Annotated in this window: 20 protein-coding genes and 1 pseudogene; 9 read left to right on the top strand and 12 right to left on the bottom strand. The window is 67.2% G+C overall.

The features are described 5' to 3' along the window. Positions 1–38: 38 nt before the first annotated feature. From O5K39_RS14105 to gspG, 4 genes are read right to left on the bottom strand one after another with little or no spacing between them, the layout of a single operon-like run. Positions 39–848, bottom strand: coding sequence for a type II secretion system protein N (locus O5K39_RS14105; protein ID WP_271144251.1), 810 nt, complete (start codon positions 846–848; stop codon positions 39–41). Beyond that, positions 845–1,228, bottom strand: coding sequence for a type II secretion system minor pseudopilin GspI (gene gspI / locus O5K39_RS14110; RefSeq protein WP_271144252.1), 384 nt, complete (start codon positions 1,226–1,228; stop codon positions 845–847). The genes O5K39_RS14105 and gspI overlap by 4 nt, the downstream gene beginning before the upstream one ends. Further along, entirely contained in the window at positions 1,225–1,692 is a 468-nt protein-coding gene (locus O5K39_RS14115; protein WP_271144253.1) for a prepilin-type N-terminal cleavage/methylation domain-containing protein, read from the bottom strand. The genes gspI and O5K39_RS14115 overlap by 4 nt, the downstream gene beginning before the upstream one ends. Before the next feature lie 3 nt (positions 1,693–1,695). Continuing rightward, positions 1,696–2,175 carry a type II secretion system major pseudopilin GspG gene (gspG, locus tag O5K39_RS14120; protein WP_348637109.1) on the bottom strand — a complete coding sequence of 160 codons (480 nt, stop codon included), beginning with the start codon at positions 2,173–2,175 and terminating at the stop codon, positions 1,696–1,698. 31 nt (positions 2,176–2,206) lie between these two features. Here gspG and gspL point away from each other — a divergent pair, with 31 nt between their 5' ends. From gspL to O5K39_RS14140, 4 genes are read left to right on the top strand one after another with little or no spacing between them, the layout of a single operon-like run. Then, entirely contained in the window at positions 2,207–3,334 is a 1,128-nt protein-coding gene (gene gspL / locus O5K39_RS14125) for a type II secretion system protein GspL (RefSeq protein WP_271144254.1), read from the top strand. Further along, a complete protein-coding gene (gene gspM / locus O5K39_RS14130) occupies positions 3,331–3,840 on the top strand; it encodes a type II secretion system protein GspM (RefSeq protein WP_271144255.1) in 510 nt (169 codons plus the stop codon). Before gspL ends, gspM begins: the two co-directional genes overlap by 4 nt. Further along, positions 3,837–5,342: a type II secretion system ATPase GspE gene (gene gspE, locus O5K39_RS14135; RefSeq protein ID WP_271144256.1), complete on the top strand. Its 1,506-nt coding sequence runs from the start codon at positions 3,837–3,839 to the stop codon at positions 5,340–5,342. The genes gspM and gspE overlap by 4 nt, the downstream gene beginning before the upstream one ends. A 4-nt stretch (positions 5,343–5,346) precedes the next feature. Next, on the top strand, positions 5,347–6,582 hold the full coding sequence (locus tag O5K39_RS14140; protein WP_271144257.1) for a type II secretion system F family protein: 1,236 nt from the start codon (positions 5,347–5,349) through the stop codon (positions 6,580–6,582). A gap of 6 nt (positions 6,583–6,588) precedes the next feature. Here O5K39_RS14140 and O5K39_RS14145 read toward each other — a convergent pair whose 3' ends face one another. Continuing rightward, positions 6,589–7,356, bottom strand: coding sequence for a hypothetical protein (locus O5K39_RS14145; RefSeq protein WP_271144258.1), 768 nt, complete (start codon positions 7,354–7,356; stop codon positions 6,589–6,591). Between the two features lie 14 nt (positions 7,357–7,370). Here O5K39_RS14145 and O5K39_RS14150 point away from each other — a divergent pair, with 14 nt between their 5' ends. Genes O5K39_RS14150 through O5K39_RS14160 form a run of 3 tightly spaced genes read left to right on the top strand, consistent with a single transcriptional unit; the run spans position 7,371 to position 9,789 of the window. Continuing rightward, on the top strand, positions 7,371–8,372 hold the full coding sequence (locus O5K39_RS14150; protein ID WP_271144259.1) for a penicillin-binding protein activator: 1,002 nt from the start codon (positions 7,371–7,373) through the stop codon (positions 8,370–8,372). Continuing rightward, positions 8,369–8,932 carry a prepilin-type N-terminal cleavage/methylation domain-containing protein gene (locus O5K39_RS14155; RefSeq protein ID WP_271144260.1) on the top strand — a complete coding sequence of 188 codons (564 nt, stop codon included), beginning with the start codon at positions 8,369–8,371 and terminating at the stop codon, positions 8,930–8,932. The genes O5K39_RS14150 and O5K39_RS14155 overlap by 4 nt, the downstream gene beginning before the upstream one ends. Beyond that, the gene (locus tag O5K39_RS14160) at positions 8,932–9,789 is read left to right on the top strand and encodes a type II secretion system protein GspK (RefSeq protein ID WP_271144261.1); all 858 of its coding nucleotides are present in this window, start codon (positions 8,932–8,934) and stop codon (positions 9,787–9,789) included. The genes O5K39_RS14155 and O5K39_RS14160 overlap by 1 nt, the downstream gene beginning before the upstream one ends. A 38-nt stretch (positions 9,790–9,827) precedes the next feature. Here O5K39_RS14160 and O5K39_RS14165 read toward each other — a convergent pair whose 3' ends face one another. The 5 genes from O5K39_RS14165 to hutI are packed head-to-tail and all read right to left on the bottom strand — an operon-like array spanning position 9,828 to position 15,628. Beyond that, positions 9,828–10,397 (bottom strand): HutD family protein, encoded by a 570-nt coding sequence (locus O5K39_RS14165; RefSeq protein ID WP_271144262.1) that lies wholly within the window; start codon positions 10,395–10,397, stop codon positions 9,828–9,830. Further along, positions 10,394–12,061, bottom strand: coding sequence for a urocanate hydratase (gene hutU, locus O5K39_RS14170; RefSeq protein WP_271144263.1), 1,668 nt, complete (start codon positions 12,059–12,061; stop codon positions 10,394–10,396). Before hutU ends, O5K39_RS14165 begins: the two co-directional genes overlap by 4 nt. Beyond that, positions 12,058–12,879, bottom strand: coding sequence for an N-formylglutamate deformylase (hutG, locus tag O5K39_RS14175; RefSeq protein ID WP_271144264.1), 822 nt, complete (start codon positions 12,877–12,879; stop codon positions 12,058–12,060). The genes hutU and hutG overlap by 4 nt, the downstream gene beginning before the upstream one ends. Then, the gene (gene hutH / locus O5K39_RS14180) at positions 12,879–14,426 is read right to left on the bottom strand and encodes a histidine ammonia-lyase (RefSeq protein WP_271144265.1); all 1,548 of its coding nucleotides are present in this window, start codon (positions 14,424–14,426) and stop codon (positions 12,879–12,881) included. Before hutH ends, hutG begins: the two co-directional genes overlap by 1 nt. Next, positions 14,423–15,628 carry an imidazolonepropionase gene (gene hutI / locus O5K39_RS14185; protein ID WP_271144266.1) on the bottom strand — a complete coding sequence of 402 codons (1,206 nt, stop codon included), beginning with the start codon at positions 15,626–15,628 and terminating at the stop codon, positions 14,423–14,425. The genes hutH and hutI overlap by 4 nt, the downstream gene beginning before the upstream one ends. Before the next feature lie 87 nt (positions 15,629–15,715). On the opposite strand from hutI, the gene O5K39_RS14190 reads away from it, so the two are divergent. Both O5K39_RS14190 and hutC read left to right on the top strand, forming a co-directional pair. Then, positions 15,716–17,122, top strand: coding sequence for a formimidoylglutamate deiminase (locus O5K39_RS14190; protein ID WP_271144267.1), 1,407 nt, complete (start codon positions 15,716–15,718; stop codon positions 17,120–17,122). Beyond that, the gene (hutC, locus tag O5K39_RS14195) at positions 17,119–17,844 is read left to right on the top strand and encodes a histidine utilization repressor (RefSeq protein WP_271144268.1); all 726 of its coding nucleotides are present in this window, start codon (positions 17,119–17,121) and stop codon (positions 17,842–17,844) included. Before O5K39_RS14190 ends, hutC begins: the two co-directional genes overlap by 4 nt. Before the next feature lie 83 nt (positions 17,845–17,927). On the opposite strand, the gene O5K39_RS14200 is transcribed toward hutC, so the two are convergent. Further along, the gene (locus tag O5K39_RS14200) at positions 17,928–18,401 is read right to left on the bottom strand and encodes a chemotaxis protein CheW (protein ID WP_271144269.1); all 474 of its coding nucleotides are present in this window, start codon (positions 18,399–18,401) and stop codon (positions 17,928–17,930) included. Continuing rightward, a pseudogene (locus tag O5K39_RS14205) lies at positions 18,402–19,382 on the bottom strand (methyl-accepting chemotaxis protein); the annotation flags it as partial. Between the last annotated feature and the right edge of the window lie 5 nt (positions 19,383–19,387).

Consider the following 19,387-nt stretch of genomic DNA (forward strand, 5'->3'; position numbering starts at 1 on the left):
CCGTGCGGGTAAGGTGCAGCGGTTTGATCGCGGGTCTCCTAACGCAGCGGGAAGGACAGGGTGAGCGTCCTTCCATTTCTGATGACGTCGACCCGGGCCCCGCCAGACTGGACGGCCTGGTTCAGGATCGCCTGGGGGTCGGTGTTGCCGGCGACGGTCTGATTGTTGACGCGGGTGATGATGTCGCCGGGCTGCAGACCCGCCGCGAGGAGGGGGGGCGGAACGGCGTCGCCGATGCGGTAGCCCTGATCGGTCGTAGCGACGCCCGCGCCCTGGAGCGCGCTTGCGGCGGTGCCGGCGACCACCGGCGACGGGGCCGGGGTCGCGGGCGTGATGATGGTCAGACCGGTCGCCGGTGGTGCCGCAGCGTCGATCAGGGCGGGCGGTGCAGGAAAATCCAGCCGCTCGGTCTGGGCCCCGACCTGCAGGATCACGTGATCGACGTGGATGGACTGGACGACGGCACCGGTCGCCAGGGTCTGTCCGGGGCTGACGGAGACGGCGGGGGCTTCGCCGACGGCGATCACGGCGCTGGACGCCTCGGCCGGAATCGCGAGGAAGATCGCCTTCAGGATCAGGCCACCGCCTGCTGCCTGGGTCGTGGCTGCGGCTCCTCCGAACGGCGACCAGGCGAGAATGGCGGGCAGGTCGGCCGATACCGCCGACGAAGGGGGCGGGGGTGCGACAGCGATCCTGTCACGCCCGTCGTCCAGTCCGGACACGCGCCAGAACACACCTGCGGCCGCCGCCCCGACCGAGATCACCACCAGCAGGATCAAGACCTTCAGCGCCAATGGCCCATGCCGGGCGTCGAACAGCCGGTCGAAAATGACGATGTGACGGATCATGCCGATCCACCCTGACGATCGACGAACCCCGTCAGCTTCGCCGCCGCGCCGCGAGCGCCGACGGGGGTCACGCCGATGTTGACCATCGACAGGTCCGGATCGTCGCTCGGCCTGACCTCGACCTCGACCCGCCATGAGCGGCCAAGCATATCGACCCGGTCGGTGCCGTCGGTCGGCGTTCCACCCTGAAGACTCAGCTCTGCCATCCGGTTCTCGGCGACCCACTGGGCGACGACCCGGTTCTGGAGCCCTCGCACCTGATCGATATGGGCCTCGGTCGCCCCGATCAGGCCAGCGCCTGCGATCGCGAGGATGGCAAGAGCGACGAGGGCCTCCATCAGGGTGAAGCCGTCGCGATGGCGCGCGGAGAGCGATGTCATGTGGACCCCGCCCGCGTCGTCGCCGTCAGACCGTCGAAATCGACGGTCCAGCCGCCCCGCTCGTCGCCGATGGACAGGGCGATGGCGTTTCCGCCTCCATCGCCGTCCACGATCACCATGTTCGGGGCGTTGCCGCCCAGGGTCAGCCCAGCGGGGAGGCGGTGTCGGCCTTCACCGGTCGCCGTCCAGCGCCCGGCATCATCCGTCGTCATCAGCCCATAGCCTTCGGCGTCCCAGGACAGGGAGACCGGCCGCCGGGACACCAGCGCTTCGTCCACGGCCCCACCCAGCCGTGCAGCCAGCAGGTTCGCCTCGGTTCGCGCGTCGGAACCGCTTCGCGTCAGCCCCATCCCGAGGACCACCATCGTCGTCAGCACGCCCACGATCGCCAGGGTCACGAGCACCTCCACCAGCGTCATGCCGGCGCGTGGGTCGTGGATCCGTGCTGCCGCGGGCTGGCCCATGCCTCAGCGATCCGCCAGGAGGTCCGCGGCAAGGCCTTCGCCACCGGCCTTGCCGTCCTTGCCCAGGCTCATCAGATCGAACGGCCGGCCGGTGCCCGGGCTTCTGTAGACATAGGCCGTCCCCCAGGGATCGACCGGAACCTCGGACAGATATCCCTCTTCGGACCAGTTGCTTGCCACTGGCGGCGTGGTCGGTCGATCGACCAGGGCGGCCAGTCCTTGTCCCGTCGTCGGATAGTCGCCGTTGTCGAGGCGATAGACCTTCAGGGCCGCGGAGATGGCGCGCAGATCGGTCTTGGCCACGGTCACCCGCGCCTGATCCGGACGACCGATGATATTGGGCAGGATCATGAGCGCGACCACGGCGATGATCGCCAGCACCACGATCATCTCGATCAGAGTAAAGCCTGACCTCGACGCAGATTCTCGGCTATGGACCGTCCAGGAATTGTCTCGCCGACGCTTTGGCGTTCGTAACATCATGACCACCATCTACCCAGCCTCGGGGGCTATGATGCCTGACCTGAAAAGTCCAGATGGGCCAAAAAACCTTCACAATAGCGGGTCTATCAAGGGCGTCTGGCAGTTTAGCCATGAAGGTCTGGCTCTGGTGAATGTAAGTTGGGCGGGTGCGCCCGTTATCCTGGTCCCGACCGAAGACGTCCGGGTGCTTGTGCTCGACCTTCCGATGCCGGGGCGTGCCCAGAGGGCCGCTGCCTTGCCCTTCGTTATCGAGGACAGGATCGCGGAGTCGCCGGAACTGTCGCACACTGCCTTGGGCGAAGCCGTGGCGCCGGGGCGCTATCTTGCTGGCGTCGTGCGTCACGATCGCATGGCGGCATGGTGCGCCTCCGCCGAGGCTGACCTCAGCCAGGCTGCCATGGTTCCGGACGCCCTGGCCTTGCCGATCCCGGCTGCCGACGCCTGGTCGATCGCCTTGCTGGGCGCGCGCGCTCTCGTCCGCACGGGGGACGGATCGGCTTTTGCGATCCCGGTCAGCGCGCTGGAAATGATCTGGCACCAGGCGGGTCGTCCGCTACTGTCTTCCTATGGTGAGCCGTTGCCGGCCGGGATTGCCCACGACCGGATGGACGACGGGCTTATGGTCTGGCCCGTAATGGCCGGGACCGTGCCTTTGAACCTGCGTCAGGGGGCCTATGCGACCGTTTCGACCAACCGGTCCTGGTTGCGTCAGGCGGCACTCGTCGTGGTTCTGGGTCTGATCGCGCACGCGGGCCTGCTGACCATCGACACCCTGGGCCTGATGCGGTCGGCCGATGAGAAGAGGGCGTCCGTGGCCACCCTGGTGACGCAGGCCGGAGGGCCGCCCGGCGGCGACCTGGCGGTGACGGCTGAGGCGATGTTGCCACGCCCGCCCGTGGCTCCGTCGGGTCTGACCCCTCTGCTGGGCCGAGCCGCACGGGCGTTGCAACCCCTGGGTCCTTCGGTGACCCTGACCTCCGTGGGCTATGCTGGCGAAGCCGGTCTGACCCTGGCACTGGAGGCTGCCGATCCGGCGGCCCTGCAACAGGCCCACAGCGCGCTGGCCGGTGCCGGGCTCAGCCCGGTGTCCGGCGGGGCGACCGTCGAGGGCGGCAAGGCTCGCGACCGGATCGTGATTTCCGCCGGAGCGCCAGCGTGACCGTGGCCTTCTTGAACGCCGGTCGTGGTGTCGATGTCTGGATTGTGCGAGGCCGGTCCTGGTGGAGCGAACGCCAGCCGCGCGAGCGCCTGCTGCTCTGCGGCCTCGCCGTCCTCCTCGCGCTCGCTGTCATCATCAACGGCATCGCCAGGCCATTGATCGAGGTTCGGCGCGAAGCGAGGGCCGAGATTGCCCTTTTCGACGCGCTGGAGGTCCGGCTCCGCGCTGCCGGTCCCAATCTGAGGCCAACGACGGGCAAGATCGCCGGCGGATCGCTCCAAACCGTGGCGACGATGACCGCCGCAGAAGCGGCCCTGCCGATCCGCGAGATCGCCGAGCAGGGCGAGACGACGGTCGTCGCCCTCGAAAGTGTGAACTTCGTCGCCCTCATGACCTGGATCGATCGACTGGAACGTGAGCAGGGCGTGATGGCGCAGAGCGCGGAAATCGAACGGCAGACCTCGCCCGGGGTCGTGAATGCCCGCCTGACCCTGACCCGCCCATGACCGAACTGATCGTCGAAGACATCATCGAGGTTCGGCCCGGCCCGCCCGAGCTGACCTATGCGTTCGCCCGCCAGAACGGGGTGATGATCGTCGATACGCCGACCGGCCCGACCTGTGTTCACCGTCGCCCCCTGGCGTTGGAGGCGCTGCTGGAGGTCCAGCGGCTGTTCGGTTCGGCGATCCCCTTTACGCCGCTGGATGACGGGCCCTTCGATCTGGCCCTGCGCGAGCGCTACCGCAGCCTGGCCGGACAGTCGGCGGACTTCACCGTGGCCTCCGGCGACGATCTGGCCGCCCTGGCGGATTCCGCTGCGGCCGTGGATGACCTGCTGGATCAGCGCGACGACTCGCCGGTCATCCGGTTGATCAACGCCCTGCTGCTCGAGGCGGTGAGGGAAGGGGCCTCGGACATTCACATCGAGACCCAGGAAAAGCGGGTCGTGGTGCGGTTCCGGGTGGATGGTGTCCTGCGCGACATGATCCAGCCGGATCGGGCCCTTGCACCGCTGCTGGTCAGCCGGGTCAAGGTCATGGCCCACCTCGACATCGCCGACAAACGCGTGCCCCAGGATGGACGGGTCAAGTTGAGGGTCGGTGGGCTGGATCTCGACGTCCGTGTTTCGACTATTCCTTCCCAGCATGGCGAGCGGGTCGTCATGCGACTGCTCGACCGGGATGCGACACGGCTGGATCTGACTCGGCTGGGATTGCGGACTCGCGACCTTGAGGCCATCGAGCGGATGATCGCCCGGCCGCACGGCATCGTCCTGGTCACCGGCCCAACCGGCTCGGGCAAGACGACGACCCTTTATGCTGCCCTGACCCGGCTCAATGATCGCCGCCGCAACATCATGACGATCGAGGATCCGGTCGAGTACGAACTGGAGGGGATCGGCCAGACCCAGGTCAACGCCCGCATCGACATGACCTTTGCCCGAGGCCTGCGGGCCATCCTGCGCCAGGATCCAGACGTCATCATGGTCGGCGAGATCCGCGACCACGAGACCGCCGAGGTCGCCGTGCGTTCCAGCATGACCGGTCACCTGGTGCTTTCGACCCTGCATACGAACAGCGCGGTGGGCAGCGTCACGCGGCTGATCGACATGGGGGTCGAGCGCTATCTGCTGGCGCCGATGCTGGTCGGTCTGGTGGCCCAGCGGCTGGTGCGCCGCGTCTGTCCGCATTGCCGGGTCCCGCATCCGGCGACCCAGTCCGACCACGACCTGCTCGGCGGCGCGGTACCGGTCGGGGCTACGGTCTGGCGCGCGCGCGGCTGTGCCGAATGCCGCGATGAGGGCTACAAGGGCCGGCTGGGCATCTATGAGGTCGTCGAGGTCGACGAGGCCTTCCAGACGCTTATCCACGACGGCGCGTCCGAGGCAGACCTGACCCGCGCGGCGCGGCGCTCCGGCACCGGCCTGATCGAGGACGGAGCCGCCAAGATCCTGGAGGGCCTGATCACGATCGAGGAGGTCCTGCGCGTCGTGCAGGACGAGAGCTGACCCCATGCCGGCCTACAGCTTCAAGGCCTTCGACGGCGGCGGCAAGGCGCAACGCGGCGTGATCGAAGCGGCCAGCCTGGCCGGTGCCCGACGTGCATTGCGCGAGCGGAGCCTTATTCCGACAGAGGTGATCCCAACCGCTTCAGCGACCGACGCCGGGCGGTCGAGCGGAGCCTCATTCCTGACCGATCTGTTCCGTCCGCGCGTCGGCGCCCGCGCCCTGGCCGCCCTGACGCGTCAGCTATCGACCATGATCGGCAGCGGCATCCGCATCGAGGAGGCGCTGCGTATCCTCGGGGTCCAGAACGCGAACCGTCCCGAGGGCCCGGTGTTGAACGGGGTCCGCAGTGCGGTGCTGGAGGGTCGCAGCTTTGCCTCAGCCCTCGGCGAACACCCCCGGGTCTTCCCCGCCTTCTATCGCGCCTCCGTCGCCGCAGGTGAGCAGTCGGGGCGACTGGAGGAGGTGCTGTCGCATCTGACCGACTTCGTCGAACGTCGCGAGCGATCGCAGAAGAAGGTCCAGCTGGCCTTGATCTATCCGGCATTGCTGGCCCTGGTGTCGGTCCTGATCATCGGTCTGATGCTGGTCTTCGTGGTGCCCGACATCACCCGGGTGTTCGTTTCACGCGGGGTCCAGCTGCCGTTGCTGACCCGTCTGCTGATCGGGCTGAGCGCCGGGATTCAGAGCTTTGGCTGGATAGCAGGGCTGCTGGCCTTGGTCGGAGCGGTCGCAGCCCAGCGCTGGCTGGCCGTAGAGGCAAACAGCATACGGCTCGCCCGCTTCATCGCCCGCCGCCCCCCGACCTCACGGTTCAGCCTTCAGCTGAACGCCGCGCGGTTTGCCGGCAGTCTGGCGACCCTGATCGGCAGCGGTGTTCCCTTGGTGGATGCCGTCAACTCCGCTGCCGCCGTGACACCCAACGCCTGGCTGCGGGAGCGAGCCAGGCTGGTCGGCGCGAGGGTTCGCGAGGGGGCCAGTCTGCAACGCGCCATGACCGAGGCCGACTGTTTCCCTCCCATGCTGATCGCCGTCGTCGCCAGCGGAGAGGCCAGCGGCCGCCTCGGCGACGCCCTGGGCCGTGCCGCCCGTGATCTGGACGCCGACACCGAAGCGCTCAGCGCCACACTGGTCGCCCTGGTCGAGCCGGCCATCCTGCTGTTCATGGGCGGCGTGGTGCTGCTGCTGGTGCTGGCGATCCTGATGCCGATCGTCAATCTGAACAATCTGGCGGGGATGTAGGGTGGGTCAGAGCTGGCTTTCCATGACCGGCCGCCCGATCAGTGCCGGCAGGATCGCGGCACCGGCGTCCAGCACAGTGACTTTCAGCCGGCCTTGCCGATCGATCGTCAACTGGGCGAGGCGGCCCTGTGCGCTGCTTGACGAAAGCCAGGCCGATGTGCCGTTGACGTCCATGGTTGATTGCCCAGTCATTGCGGGGACCGGCAGCGAGCCCGCCCCGACAAGATCGCGCGCCGAACACGACCCAGGTCCGCTGCGGACGCGGCCCTCGGCACCGGATCGGCGACCGGCCAGGACGATCCGGTCCATATCGACGACGAAGGTCAGATCGCACCGGATGGGCAGGTCCCCGGTCAGGGTGTCGGTCAGGCCCGGCCCGGCCAGCCCCGACATCTCCTCAAGCCTCACAGCGCCCGGACGCCACAGGCCGGTCGCGACCAGATCCGTCGTGCCGCCCCGCATCTGCACGTCACTGACGATCCCGAATCGCAGAAGAGAACTGACCGGGCGCACGCGCCAGGACACGGCGGTCTGGTCTCCTATGGCGGCCTCGCCTTTCCAGATCGTGCCCACCGCGTCTGGTGCATTCATACCGGCGAGCTTGAAAAGCATGGCGGCAGGCATGGTGACGACAAGCGCCAGCAGGAACGTGACCAGGCCGATGATCGTGAACGTCATCGGCCCCATGCGACGCAGCCGATCGGCGAGGACGGACTGAAATGACACTCGATCGACGTCGCTGGCTCGGCCTCTCGACAGCAGCAGGGTTGGCATCTCTGGTGTCTCCAATGTCGGCCTGGGCGGCGGAAACTCCGCCCCGGACGGCTTTGCTGTTGCCTCTGACCGGCGCATCCGCCGACCTTGCGGTCAGCATGACACGGGCGGCCGCCCTGGCGCAGCCCGCAGATCGAAAACAGCCCGAATTTCTCGTGCTGGACACGGGTGGTACGGCCGAGGGTGCAGCTCTGGCAACCGGCCGCGCCGTCGCTGCCGGCATCGGCCTGATCATGGGCCCCGTCTTTGCGGCGGAGGTCGACTCCGTCACAGCGGCTGCTGCGGGTCGGCCGGTCCTGGCTTTTTCCAACGATGCTGCGGTTCGCGCGACGGGTGCCTTCAGCATGGGCATAACGGCATCCCAGGGTGTGTCGGCAATCTTGGCCTATGCCCGCAGTCGTGGCGTTCGCCGCATCGCCATCCTGACCGACGCTGAGACATGGTCTGTTCAGTCCCTCACAGCCGCCCGCGCCCATGCGTCCAGGCTCGGCGTGGAAGTCTTCGAGGCGGATATCGCCGGCCTCCTAGGTGCAGGCGAGGGGCTGGCCGGCCTGCTGAGCACGGCGTCGGGCGGGAGTTTGCCGGACGCGGTGCTGGCCTGCCGTTCCGATCCGGCAACGATCGAGGTGTGCGGGCGGATCGTGGAACTGGGTATCCAGTTGTTGGGCCCGTCGTCCTGGTCGGAGGGAACAGGGGCTGTCCTCGGCACCGTCGAGGGGGCATGGTTCGCCGCACCCGATCCCGCCGCCTTCGCCAGCTTCGCCCAGACCTATGAGGCCAGGCACAGCAGTGCGCCGGGCCTGCTCGCGGCCCTGGCGTTCGATGCCGCGGGCGTCGTTCGACGTCTGGATGCGGCGGGACGAGTGAGCCGCGACGGATTGCTGGCACCCGAAGGATTCCAGGGCGCACTCGGCGCCGTGCGCTTCACCGCAGACGGCGGCTGCGCCCGTGAACTGGCGATCCAGGTGGTTTCGCAGGGAGCAACGCGCGTGGTCGCACGCGCGACCGGACAATGACCCAGGGGCATGCCCGAAAGCGAGCGGTCGCCAACGGGTTCACCCTGATCGAACTGCTGGTCGCCATGGCCCTGTTCGCGTTGATCTCGCTGGCCGGATTCGCGATGCTGAGCGGGATCATCCGGACACAGGAGAGGCTGGACGGCCGGCTGGAGCAGTTGGCTCAACTCCAGCGGGCCATGTACCTGATGACCTTGGACTTCGAGTCGATGACGCCGGCCCCGGTCGTCATCACTGCGGACTCCATCGCGTTCCAGCGCGCGCCCGCTGCGGCTGCGGGCGGTACGATGGCGGTGCGATATGGCGTGAAAGGTCGCGATCTGGTCCGTCAGGCCGGGGCAGGCGGCGAGCAGGTGCTGATCCGCGGAGTATCGGGGATCAGCCTGCGCTTTCTGGACCCGGCCGGTGCCTGGGTGGTGCCAACGCCAGCCTTGGCTCTGGCTGCAGGCCTGTCGCCTGAACGGCCGGGCGCCATCGAGGCGACCCTGATCCTGGCCCCCGACGGCGGGGGGCTGAGCGGGCCCCTGCGTCGCGTCGTGGAACTGCCGAGGCTGCCCTGATGTCGCGTCCACAATCACGCGAGGCGCGGTCGGGGCTGATCCTGGTCAATGTGCTCTTCATCGTCGCCCTGTCCGCCCTGGTCGTGCTGCTGATGGTCTCGTCCCAGTCGGATGCCATCGACCGAACGGTGCGGCTGCGCGAGGCGTCACAGGCGGGGGTGATCGCGCGATCGGGCGAGCTTTCTGCGGTCACGGCACTGCGCCGCGACGCCGCGACCGCGCCCGAGACGGACAACTCGGCCGAACCCTGGGCCGCGATTCGGGAGCAGGACATCGCCATCGAGGGCGGGACCTTCAGCCTGACCATCACCGACGACCAGGCCCGGTTCAATCTGAATACCGTGGCGAACGGTGGACTGGTGACCGAAGAGCGACTGGGCAAGATTCTGGCCGCCGTCGGTCTGCGTCCGGCCCTGCGTACGCCGATCATCGCCCTCGTGAGGGCCAGCGGTCCTCTGGCCAATCTGGATCAACTAAGCACCGTCGGCCTCACGGTGGCCGAGATCGCGGCGCTGCGACCCTTAATCACCGTTCTGCCTCTGGATACCAGCATCAACCTGAATACTGCGGACGAGCGGATGATAGCCGTGTTGTTCGATAGCCCCATGACCGCGGGTCTGCTGGTTCGCACGCGGCAAAGGAACCGGGGGGTGCTGACGCCCCAGGATCTGGCACGCAGGGACATCTACGCCCCGCCCGGCGTCGGCTTCACCTCGAACTTCTTTCGGGTGACCTCAGAGGTCCAGGTCGGTGACACGCGTCAAAGGATCGTAAGCTCGCTGATCAGGCAATCCGGACGCCGTGGACCCGAAGTTCTGGTCTACGCCCGACGCAGGACCGCAGCTGCCTCGAAGTAACGCGCCGGCCTATTCGAGATGAGCAGGCTGAGGTGTGGTCACAAGGCCTGGATCTCGATGGCGAGCGCCGGGCCGTCGATTACCAAATCGATGGGCGTGGAAGGGTCGTGGCAAAGCCATGCATCCATCGGCCCAAGCCTTGTCCCGGCCGAGACACGGTCGTCGGCGATTGTCAGTGGTGCAAAGGCAATCAGGAGTGAGGCGACACCTGTCGGGCGCCACGTCATGTCCAACACCCGCTTGACCTGGGATCGAAACCGACCGCGTCGCCACATGACATTGAGGTCCAGCACCGGTCCACCTATGGGCTGGCCGTGACAGGCCCGGTCACCTGGAAAGTCCCAGGGCTCCGACTGCGCATCTAGCGGAACGGAGGTCTCGTCGTCGAACGTCAGGTGCAGGCATCCCTCGATCACGGTCAGGCAGCGGTCCACGTCGGGGAACAGAGAAAATGCGCCGGGTTCACCGACCTCCGCCATGCTGATGCGCCAGTCGAAATCATCGAGTCCCGCCTCTGGAGGCCAGACGGCGACCTCGCGAGTGACGCCTCCGCCGTTCTTCCACGGCATGGCGATACGGTCGGCGGCCCGCAGTATGGTTGTGGTCATCCCAGGATGCCGGGCAGGTCCAGTCCTTGCTCGCGTGCCGTGTTCAAGGCGATGTCATAGCCCGCGTCGGCGTGGCGCATCACGCCCGTCGCCGGGTCATTCCAGAGGACACGCGCAATCCGCTTCGCAGCCGCCTCCGTCCCGTCGCAGACGATGACCAGACCGGCATGCTGGGAAAAGCCCATGCCGACCCCGCCGCCGTGGTGGAGCGACACCCAGGTCGCGCCCGATGCCGTCGAGAGCAGGGCGTTCAGCAGGGGCCAATCGGAGACCGCATCCGAACCGTCGCGCATGGCCTCGGTCTCGCGGTTGGGCGAGGCGACGGAGCCTGAATCCAGATGGTCGCGGCCAATGACGATAGGACCCTTCAGCTCGCCCGACGCCACCATCTCGTTGAAGGCAAGGCCCAGCCGGTCGCGGTCGCCCAGACCGACCCAGCAGATTCGGGCGGGCAGGCCCTGGAACTTGATCTTGGCGGCGGCCATGTCGAGCCAGTTGTGGAGGTGCGGATTGTCGGGGATCAGTTCCTTCACCTTGGCGTCGGTCCTGGCGATATCCTCGGGATCGCCGGACAGGGCCACCCAGCGGAACGGACCGATGCCTCGACAGAACAGGGGGCGGATATAGGCCGGGACGAAGCCGGGGAAGTCGAAGGCATTCGTGACGCCCGCCTCTTTGGCCATCTGGCGGATGTTGTTGCCGTAATCGACCGTGGGGACGCCCGCCGCCTGAAAATCAAGCATGGACTGGACGTGTTCGGCCATCGATGCGCGGGCGGCCGCCTCGACCTGATCCGGGGCCTGGGCGCGCATGGCCGTCCATCGGTCCAGCGTCCAGCCCCTGGGCAGATAGCCGTTGATCGGATCGTGGGCCGAGGTCTGATCGGTCAACAGGTCAGGCCGAACGCCGCTCCGGAACAACTCGGGCAGGAGTTCGGCGGCATTGCCCAGCAGTCCGACAGAGATCGGCGTGTTTGCTTCGCAGGCCGCTCGGATCAGGGCCAGGGCCTCGTCGAGGTTCTCGGTCGCCCGATCCAGATAGCCGGTGCGCAGCCGCATGGCGATGCGGGAGGGATCGCACTCGACGGCCAGGCATGATGCCCCCGCCATGACCGCGGCGAGGGGCTGGGCACCGCCCATGCCGCCGAGACCCGCCGTCAGCAGCCAGCGGCCCGACAGGTCTCCGCCGTAATGCTGGCGACCCATCTCGACGAAGGTTTCATAGGTGCCCTGAACGATGCCCTGGGCACCGATGTAGATCCAGGACCCGGCCGTCATCTGGCCGTACATGGCCAGGCCCTTGCGATCGAGCTCGTTGAAATGCTCCCACGTCGCCCAGTGCGGCACGAGGTTGGAGTTGGCCAGCAGGACGCGTGGTGCATCCGCGTGGGTGCGGAAGACCCCGACCGGCTTGCCCGACTGGATCAGCAGAGTCTCGTCGTCCTCAAGCCGGCGCAGGGTCTCGACGATGGTGTCGAAGCTCTTCCAGTCGCGGGCCGCACGGCCGATGCCGCCATAGACGACGAGTTCCTCAGGCCGTTCTGCGACGTCGGGATCGAGGTTGTTCATCAGCATCCGCAGCGCGGCCTCGGTCAGCCAGCTCTTGCAGGTGCGGTCGGGACCGGTGGCGGCGCGGATGACGCGGGTGGGGTCGTTGCGGTTCATGACGGGCTCCCGGCGCGGGCGAAGGTCAGGCAGGCGGTGAGAACATCGGTCAGGACAGCCCGCATCGGTGCCGCCTGTTCGAGACGGTAGGGGGAGGGCCAGGTCGCGGACGTGGGGGCCTCGGCCGGGTCGTCCATATATCCGCGACAGGCCAGTTCCATCTGGATGGCGTGGACGCCCTCGTCAGGCTCGCCGTAGTGACGGGTGATCCAGCCGCCGCGGAACCGCCCGTTAGTGACGCGGCTGAAGGGACCGGCGTCGCAGGCGGCCTCGACTGCGCGGGTCAAGTCCGGGTCACAGGAGACGTCGCCATTCGTGCCGATGTTCAGATTGGGCAGCACGCCCTCGAACAGCGACGGCACAACCGAACGGATCGAGTGGGCGTCATAGAGAACGACGCGCTTGTGCTGGCCGCGCAGTCGGTCGATCTCGTCGGTCAAGGCGGCGTGGTAGGGGTCGAACCAGACCGTTCGACGATGCGCAATTTCGGCCGCCGTCGGCGAAGCGCCAGCGTACAGGGCCTCTCCGTCGAACGTCTCGGTCGGGCAAAGGCCGGTCGTGAACTGGCCGGGATAGAGGGAGGCTCCGGATGGATCGCGGTTCACGTCGATGACGCTCCGGCTCAGGCGCGTGCGGATGGTGGTCGCGCCGAGATCTCTCGCGAAATCATAGAGCCTGTCGATCCACCAGTCGGCATCACGGGTCGCCAGCCACGGCGAGACGAAGGCGTCTGCCAGCTCAGGCGGAAGGTCGAAGCCCGTGTGGGGCAGGCTGACGATCAGGGGGGCGTCCCCGCGATGGACCTCCAGCCAGTCCATCAGCAGACCCCCGGGAGGGCATGAGCCGCCGCCGCGACGACCTTGCCCGACCGCACGAGGCCGAGCGCTGCGTCTATGTCAGGATGGAAATGGCGATCCTCATCCAGATGGGGAACCTGATCTCGAAGAGTGCCCCGGACCGCTTCCAGCGCCGCGCTTGACGTCAGCGGGCGGTGGAAGTCGCATCCCTGGACGGCGGCCAGCAGTTCGATGGCGACGACCGCGTTGGCGGACTCGACCATGGCCAGCAGGCGGCGCGCGCCGTGAGCGGCCATGGAAACGTGATCCTCCTGATTGGCCGAGGTCGGAATGGAATCGACGCTGGCCGGATAGGCCTTCTGCTTGTTCTCTGACACCAGGGCGGCGGCGGTCACCTGCGGGATCATGAAGCCGGAGTTGAGGCCTGGTCGGGCGGTCAGGAAGGCGGGCAGACCCGACAGGGCAGGGTCCACCAGCATCGCGATACGGCGTTCCGACAGCGAACCGATCTCGCAGATGGTCAGGGCGATCATGTCGGCGGCGAAGGCGACGGGCTCGGCGTGGAAATTGCCGCCGGACAGGGCCTCGTCGGTGTCCGGGAAGATCAGGGGGTTGTCGCTGACGCCGTTGGCCTCGATCGACAGCGTCGTCGCCGCCTGACGCAGGACGTCGAGCGCGGCCCCCATGACCTGAGGTTGGCAACGCAGGCAATAGGGATCCTGAACCCGCTCGTCGTCGATGGCATGGGAGGCGCGGATGGCCGAGCCGTTCATGAGTGTGCGCAGGGCAGCGGCGGTCTCGATCTGACCGACGTGGCGACGCAGGGTGTGGATGCGCGGATCGAATGGCGTATCCGAACCCTTGGCCGCCTCGGTGGACAGGGCACCTGTGACCAGGGCGCTCTGGAACAGGGCCTCGGCACCGAACAGGGCCGCGAGCGCATTGGCCGTCGAAAACTGGGTGCCGTTCAACAACGCCAGTCCTTCCTTCGGACCCAGCGTCAATGGGGCCAGACCGGCTGCGGCTAGCGCGTCGGTGGCCGGCCTGCGGACGCCGTCGACCTCGATCTCCCCGACGCCGATCATCGCAGCCGCCATATGGGCGAGAGGGGCGAGGTCGCCTGACGCGCCGACCGAGCCCTGGCAGGGAATGACGGGCGTCAGGCCCCGCACGATCAGGGCCTCCAGCAAGGCGATGGTCGCAGGCTGCACGCCCGACGCGCCCTGGGCCAGGCTGGCCAGTTTCAGCGCGAGCATCAGGCGGATGACCGGCGTCGGTGACGGCTCGCCGACGCCCGCCGCGTGGGACAGCACGATATTGCGTTGCAGGGTCGCCAGGTCGCCGGCCTCGATCCGGATCCCGGCCAGCTTTCCAAAGCCCGTGTTGATCCCATAGACCGGCTCACTACGCGCCAGGATGCGTTCGACGGCAGCGGCGCTGGCCCGGATCGGCTCGGCGGCGTCGCGGTGCAGGGTCGCGGATGCGCCGCGATAGATGGCGCGCCAGTCGGTCAGGCTGACCTCGCCGGGGCGCATCACGATGTGTTCGATGGCGGGCGCTGCGGTCATTGGCCTCTCCAGACGCGGGCATGGAGCGGGTTGAGGCCCATGCGATAGACCAGTTCGGCCGGTCGTTCGATATCCCAGATCGCGAGGTCGCACCGTTTTCCGACCTCCAGCGTGCCAACGTTGTCGATCTGGCCTAGCGCGCGGGCGGCTTCGCGGGTGACCCCGGCCAGGCATTCCTCGACCGTCATCCTGAACAGGGTCGCCGCCATGTTCATCGTCAGAAACAGCGACGTCAGGGGCGAGGTGCCGGGGTTGCAGTCGGTGGCGAGGGCCATCGGCACGCCCGCGGTCCTCAGGGCTGCGATCGGGGGCAGGTGTGTCTCGCGCATGAAGTAGTAAGCACCCGGCAGCAGGGTTGCGACGACGCCCGACTTTGCCATGGCGGCGATCCCGGCATCGTCGAGATATTCGAGATGATCGGCGGACAGGGCTCCGAACTCGGCTGCCAGCGCAGCGCCATGCTGGTTCGACAACTGTTCGGCGTGCAGCTTGACGGGCAGGCCGTGGGCGCGTGCGGCGTCGAAAATCCGGCGGGTCTGGTCCAGGGTGAAGCCGATGCCTTCGCAGAACGCGTCCACTGCGTCGATCAGGCCCTCGGCCGCAAGGGTCGGGATCATCTCGCGACAGACCAGATCGATATAGCCATCGGCGTCGCCCGCGAACTCGGGCGGCAGGGCATGGGCGCCGAGGAACGTCGTGCTGATCGACACGGGCCGGAGTTCGCCCAGGCGGCGGGCGGCCAGAAGCATACGTCGCTCATGCTCCAGCGACAGGCCGTATCCCGACTTGATCTCGACAGTCGTCGCACCCTCGGCGATCAGGGCATCGAGGCGGGGCAGGGCGGTGGCGATCAGACCCGCCTCGTCGAGCGCCCGCGTGGCCTTGACCGTAGAGGCGATGCCGCCGCCCGCGCGTGCGATCTCTTCATAGGTCGCACCGGCAAGACGCAGTTGGAACTCATGCGCACGGTCGCCGCCGTGGATCAGATGGGTGTGGGGGTCGATCAACCCCGGTGTGATCCAGCGACCGGCGCAATCGTCGATGTTGGCGGGGTTAAGGGCGGGGGCGTCCTGCGCCGGACCGGCATACAGGATGCGGCCGTCCCGCGATGCCACGAGGCCGTGGTCGACGACGCCGAGCCCCGGTCGCCCGGGAGCCAGGGACGCGAGCCGGGCATTGGTCCAGACGCGATCGCAATCCACCCTCAGCCCTCCTGTTTCGAGACAGGAATCGCTAGGCGACCGGCTCGATATTGTATAGACATATTGCAGAGCGATGAGGATTGTCCAGTGACAGTCGATACACCGATAGCCGGACCGGATACCGCCTCACCGCCGGCCTGGCTGTGGTTTGAACAGGCCCTGCTGGACACAGGATGGGCCCGGTCGGTCCGCATAGGCCTTCGCAACGGACTGATCGACAGTATCGTGACCGACGTCGCCGCCGCGCCCGATGACTCGGTCCATGCGACAGGGCTACCGGGGCTGGCCAATCTCCACAGCCATGCGTTTCAGCGCGGTATGGCGGGGCTGGCGGAAGTTCGCGGTTCGTCAAGGGACAGCTTCTGGACCTGGCGCGAGACCATGTACCGGTTCGTCGATCGGCTGAGACCCGATGAGGTCGCGGCCATCGCGGCCATGGCCTTTGCCGAGATGCTGGAGGGCGGGTTCACCCGCGTGGCGGAGTTCCACTATCTGCATCACAACATCGACGGCCGGCCCTTTGCCAATCCGGGCGAGATGGCTGAGGCCGTCGCGGCGGCTGCCGAGCAGACGGGGATCGCTCTGACCCTGCTGCCGGTCTTCTACGCCCACTCCGCGTTTGGCGGTGCGGCACCGGTCGAGGCACAACGCAGGTTCGTCAATGACCTGGACGGCTTTCAGCGTCTGCTTCAGGAAAGCGGTCGCGCGACCTCAAACCTGCCTGACGCCGTTCTCGGCGTCGCCCCCCACAGTCTGCGCGCCGTGACGGGCGAAGAGTTGCGCGCTGTGTGCGGCATGTCTCGCGGGCCGATCCATATCCACATCGCCGAACAGGTTCGGGAGGTCGAGGATTGTCTGGCCTGGTCGGGCGTGCGGCCCGTGGACCTGTTGTTCGACACGGTCGAGGTCGATCGCCGCTGGTGCCTGGTCCACGCCACACACACTTCGCCCGGCGAACTCCAGCGCATGGCGGCCAGCGGTGTGGTCGCGGGCCTGTGTCCGATCACGGAGGCCAATCTGGGCGACGGGGTCTTCCCGGCGGCGGACTATCTGGCGGCGGGAGGTGTCTGGGGCGTGGGGTCGGATTCCAATGTGTCCATCAGCGCCGGCCAGGAACTGCGGATGCTCGAATATTCCCAGCGGCTGTTACAGCGGTCGCGCAACGTCATGGCCGACCCGGCAGGCGGCTCCACCGGCGGAGCGATGGTGCGGGACGCGCTGGCCGGCGGCGCACAGGCCACGGGAGCCGACGTCATCGCCGGCCTTGGCGAGGGTCAGGTCGCGGACATCATCGCCCTGGCCGCTCCGGACGGCAGCGCCGCCCCGCCTGGAGACCACGCTCTGGATCACTGGATATTCGTGACTGGCGACGGATCGATCGACGCCGTCTGGCGGCGGGGGCGGCAGGTCGTCAAGGAGGGGCGCCACGTCGCTCGCCCTGACATTGTCCGCGGCTACGCCAGAGCGCTGTCCCGGGTGCTGAGCGACGCATGACGCCGGCCGAGCCGACGTTGCACAGGCGGATCCGGTCCGAAATCGCGGAACGGATTCTGTCGGGTCAGTGGCCGCCTGGATATCGGATCCCGACCGAGCACGACCTGATGGTCCAGTACGGCTGTTCACGGATGACGGTCAGCAAGGCCTTGGGGCCACTGGTGGATGAGGGCCTGATCGTGCGTCGTCGCCGTGCCGGAACCTTCGTCGCCCGGCCGCCCGTTCATTCGGCGGTTCTGGATATCCCGGACATCCAGACCGAGATCATGAGCCGTGGCGACCCCTACGGCTATGAACTCCTGTCGCGAACGATCAGGGTCTCCAGTCAGGATGACGACGAGGCACTGGACCGGGCGGTGTCGGGGCCGGTGCTCGTGCTGGAATGTCTGCATCTGGCCAGCGGACGACCGTTTGCCCATGAAGCTCGCCTGATCAGTCTGGGCGCCGCGCCTGACGCGGAGCGGGTTGATTTCGGAATAACGCCTCCCGGTGCCTGGCTTCTGGGTGCGGTCCCGTGGACAGAGGCTGAGCACAGAATCAGCGCGGTCAATCCGTCCAGGGCGACGGCCAAACGGTTGTTGATCGAGACGTCGGTCGCCTGCCTTTGCCTGCAAAGGCGAACCTGGCGAGGCCATGACCCGGTTACCCACGTCCGTCTGACGTTTCCGGGTGAAGCCTATGATCTGGTCGCCCGGTTCACCCCGCGGGCCGATAAGGCTTGACGTGCAACACCCGGCGATCCGTCGGACCTTCATGGTTCTGCCAGTGATTTGGAAGCGGCCGTCCGCCCGATGTCAGTCTGGCACTAGGCAGCCTGAGCTATCGCCTGGGGCAACAGTGATTCGACCACCAATCGGGACAGCATTCGTCCTTCCATCGGAATGATGGCATCGACGAATTGCTCGTTGGCGTCGGAGCCCATCACGGGCGGGTCCTGGAGCAGGTTGGCGGCCAACTGGAAGGTTTCCTGCACGCCGTCCACAAGCATGCCGGCCATGCGCGTATCATGCTGGACCACCACGATGACGTGGCGCGATGTCGGCTCGGTCCGTCCGAGACCCAGGCGGCAACGCAGATCCAGCACAGGCATGACCGCCCCGCGCAGGTTGATGACGCCCAGAACATAGTCCGGCGTCTGAGGCATCGGCGTCGTGGGGGTCCAGCCCCTGATCTCCCGTACCGAACGGACGTCGATACAGTATTCCTGACCCCCGATCTCGAACGAGATCAACTCCAGCATGCCGCCGGAACCGGCAGCGTCGATAGAAAGCGGCGACATCTAGAACTGCTCCCATTCGGAAGCTTTCAGCGCGGTATTGCCGACCGATCGTGGCGCAGCTCGCCTTGCGGGAATGGAAGGTGCGCTCGCCCTTGCAAACGCCTCGATCCGGCCGCGCGCTTCCAGGACCGGGTTGTTGATGGAACCATGGCCCGCGAGGGCTGACCCGGTATTGAACCGTTTGACCAGTCCAGCCAGCTGGCCCGTTTCAGATTGCAGGATTCCAGCGGCGGCCGTCGTCTCTTCGACCATGGCCGCGTTCTGCTGGGTGACCTGATCCATCTGATTGATAGCCGAGTTGACCTGGGCGAGCGCCGTCGATTGCTCCTGCGCGGAAGCGGCAATCTCGGCAATCAGGCCGTCCATCTCGGCGACGCTGCCGGCGATCGTTGCCAGCGCCGCGCCGGTATCGTCCACCAGCTTCACGCCCTTGGAAACCTGTGACGTCGAGGCCGAAATCAATGCCTTGATCTCCTTGGCCGCGGTCGCGGATCGCTGGGCCAAAGCCCTGACTTCCTGGGCGACGACTGCAAAGCCACGACCGGCGTCCCCAGCCCGGGCAGCCTCGACCCCCGCATTCAGGGCCAGAAGGTTGGTCTGGAAGGCGATTTCGTCGATGACGCCGATGATTTGGCCGATCTCGTTGGAACTCTGCTGGATTTCGCCCATGGCGATCACCGCCTCCCGGACCACCAGTCCGGACTTTTCAGCGTCCGAACGGGTGCCGCTTGCGACGTTCGCTGCCTGCATGGCTCCGGCGGCACTGCGTTTGACCGTGGCCGTAATCTGATCCAGCGCCGCCGCAGTCTCTTCCAGGCTGGCAGCCTGTTGCTCGGTGCGACGGGACAGGTCATCGGAGGCCCCGGCGATCTCGTCGGAACCGCTGCGGATCGAGCCCACGCTCTGCAACACTTCGTCGAGGGTGACGCGGAGGCTTTCGATGGCTGCGTTGAAATCATCCTGAACGGTCTTGTGCGTGCCGGTCT

The sequence above is a fragment of the Brevundimonas sp. NIBR10 genome (genome assembly GCF_027912515.1).
Lineage (GTDB): Bacteria > Pseudomonadota > Alphaproteobacteria > Caulobacterales > Caulobacteraceae > Brevundimonas.

Bases quoted from the DNA above. Each gene is read 5' to 3' on its own strand.
- O5K39_RS14105 (WP_271144251.1), bottom strand. From the start codon at position 848: ATGATCCGTCACATCGTCATTTTCGACCGGCTGTTCGACGCCCGGCAT.
- gspG (WP_348637109.1), bottom strand. From the start codon at position 2,175: ATGATGTTACGAACGCCAAAGCGTCGGCGAGACAATTCCTGGACGGTC.
- gspE (WP_271144256.1), top strand. From the start codon at position 3,837: ATGACCGAACTGATCGTCGAAGACATCATCGAGGTTCGGCCCGGCCCG.
- hutH (WP_271144265.1), bottom strand. From the start codon at position 14,426: ATGACCGCAGCGCCCGCCATCGAACACATCGTGATGCGCCCCGGCGAG.
- O5K39_RS14200 (WP_271144269.1), bottom strand. From the start codon at position 18,401: ATGTCGCCGCTTTCTATCGACGCTGCCGGTTCCGGCGGCATGCTGGAG.
- O5K39_RS14165 (WP_271144262.1), bottom strand. From the start codon at position 10,397: ATGACCACAACCATACTGCGGGCCGCCGACCGTATCGCCATGCCGTGG.
- O5K39_RS14150 (WP_271144259.1), top strand. From the start codon at position 7,371: ATGTCGGCCTGGGCGGCGGAAACTCCGCCCCGGACGGCTTTGCTGTTG.
- hutG (WP_271144264.1), bottom strand. From the start codon at position 12,879: ATGGACTGGCTGGAGGTCCATCGCGGGGACGCCCCCCTGATCGTCAGC.
- O5K39_RS14140 (WP_271144257.1), top strand. From the start codon at position 5,347: ATGCCGGCCTACAGCTTCAAGGCCTTCGACGGCGGCGGCAAGGCGCAA.
- O5K39_RS14155 (WP_271144260.1), top strand. From the start codon at position 8,369: ATGACCCAGGGGCATGCCCGAAAGCGAGCGGTCGCCAACGGGTTCACC.
- hutC (WP_271144268.1), top strand. From the start codon at position 17,119: ATGACGCCGGCCGAGCCGACGTTGCACAGGCGGATCCGGTCCGAAATC.
- gspL (WP_271144254.1), top strand. From the start codon at position 2,207: ATGCCTGACCTGAAAAGTCCAGATGGGCCAAAAAACCTTCACAATAGC.
- O5K39_RS14145 (WP_271144258.1), bottom strand. From the start codon at position 7,356: ATGCCAACCCTGCTGCTGTCGAGAGGCCGAGCCAGCGACGTCGATCGA.
- O5K39_RS14160 (WP_271144261.1), top strand. From the start codon at position 8,932: ATGTCGCGTCCACAATCACGCGAGGCGCGGTCGGGGCTGATCCTGGTC.
- hutU (WP_271144263.1), bottom strand. From the start codon at position 12,061: ATGAACCGCAACGACCCCACCCGCGTCATCCGCGCCGCCACCGGTCCC.
- gspI (WP_271144252.1), bottom strand. From the start codon at position 1,228: ATGACATCGCTCTCCGCGCGCCATCGCGACGGCTTCACCCTGATGGAG.
- O5K39_RS14115 (WP_271144253.1), bottom strand. From the start codon at position 1,692: ATGGGCCAGCCCGCGGCAGCACGGATCCACGACCCACGCGCCGGCATG.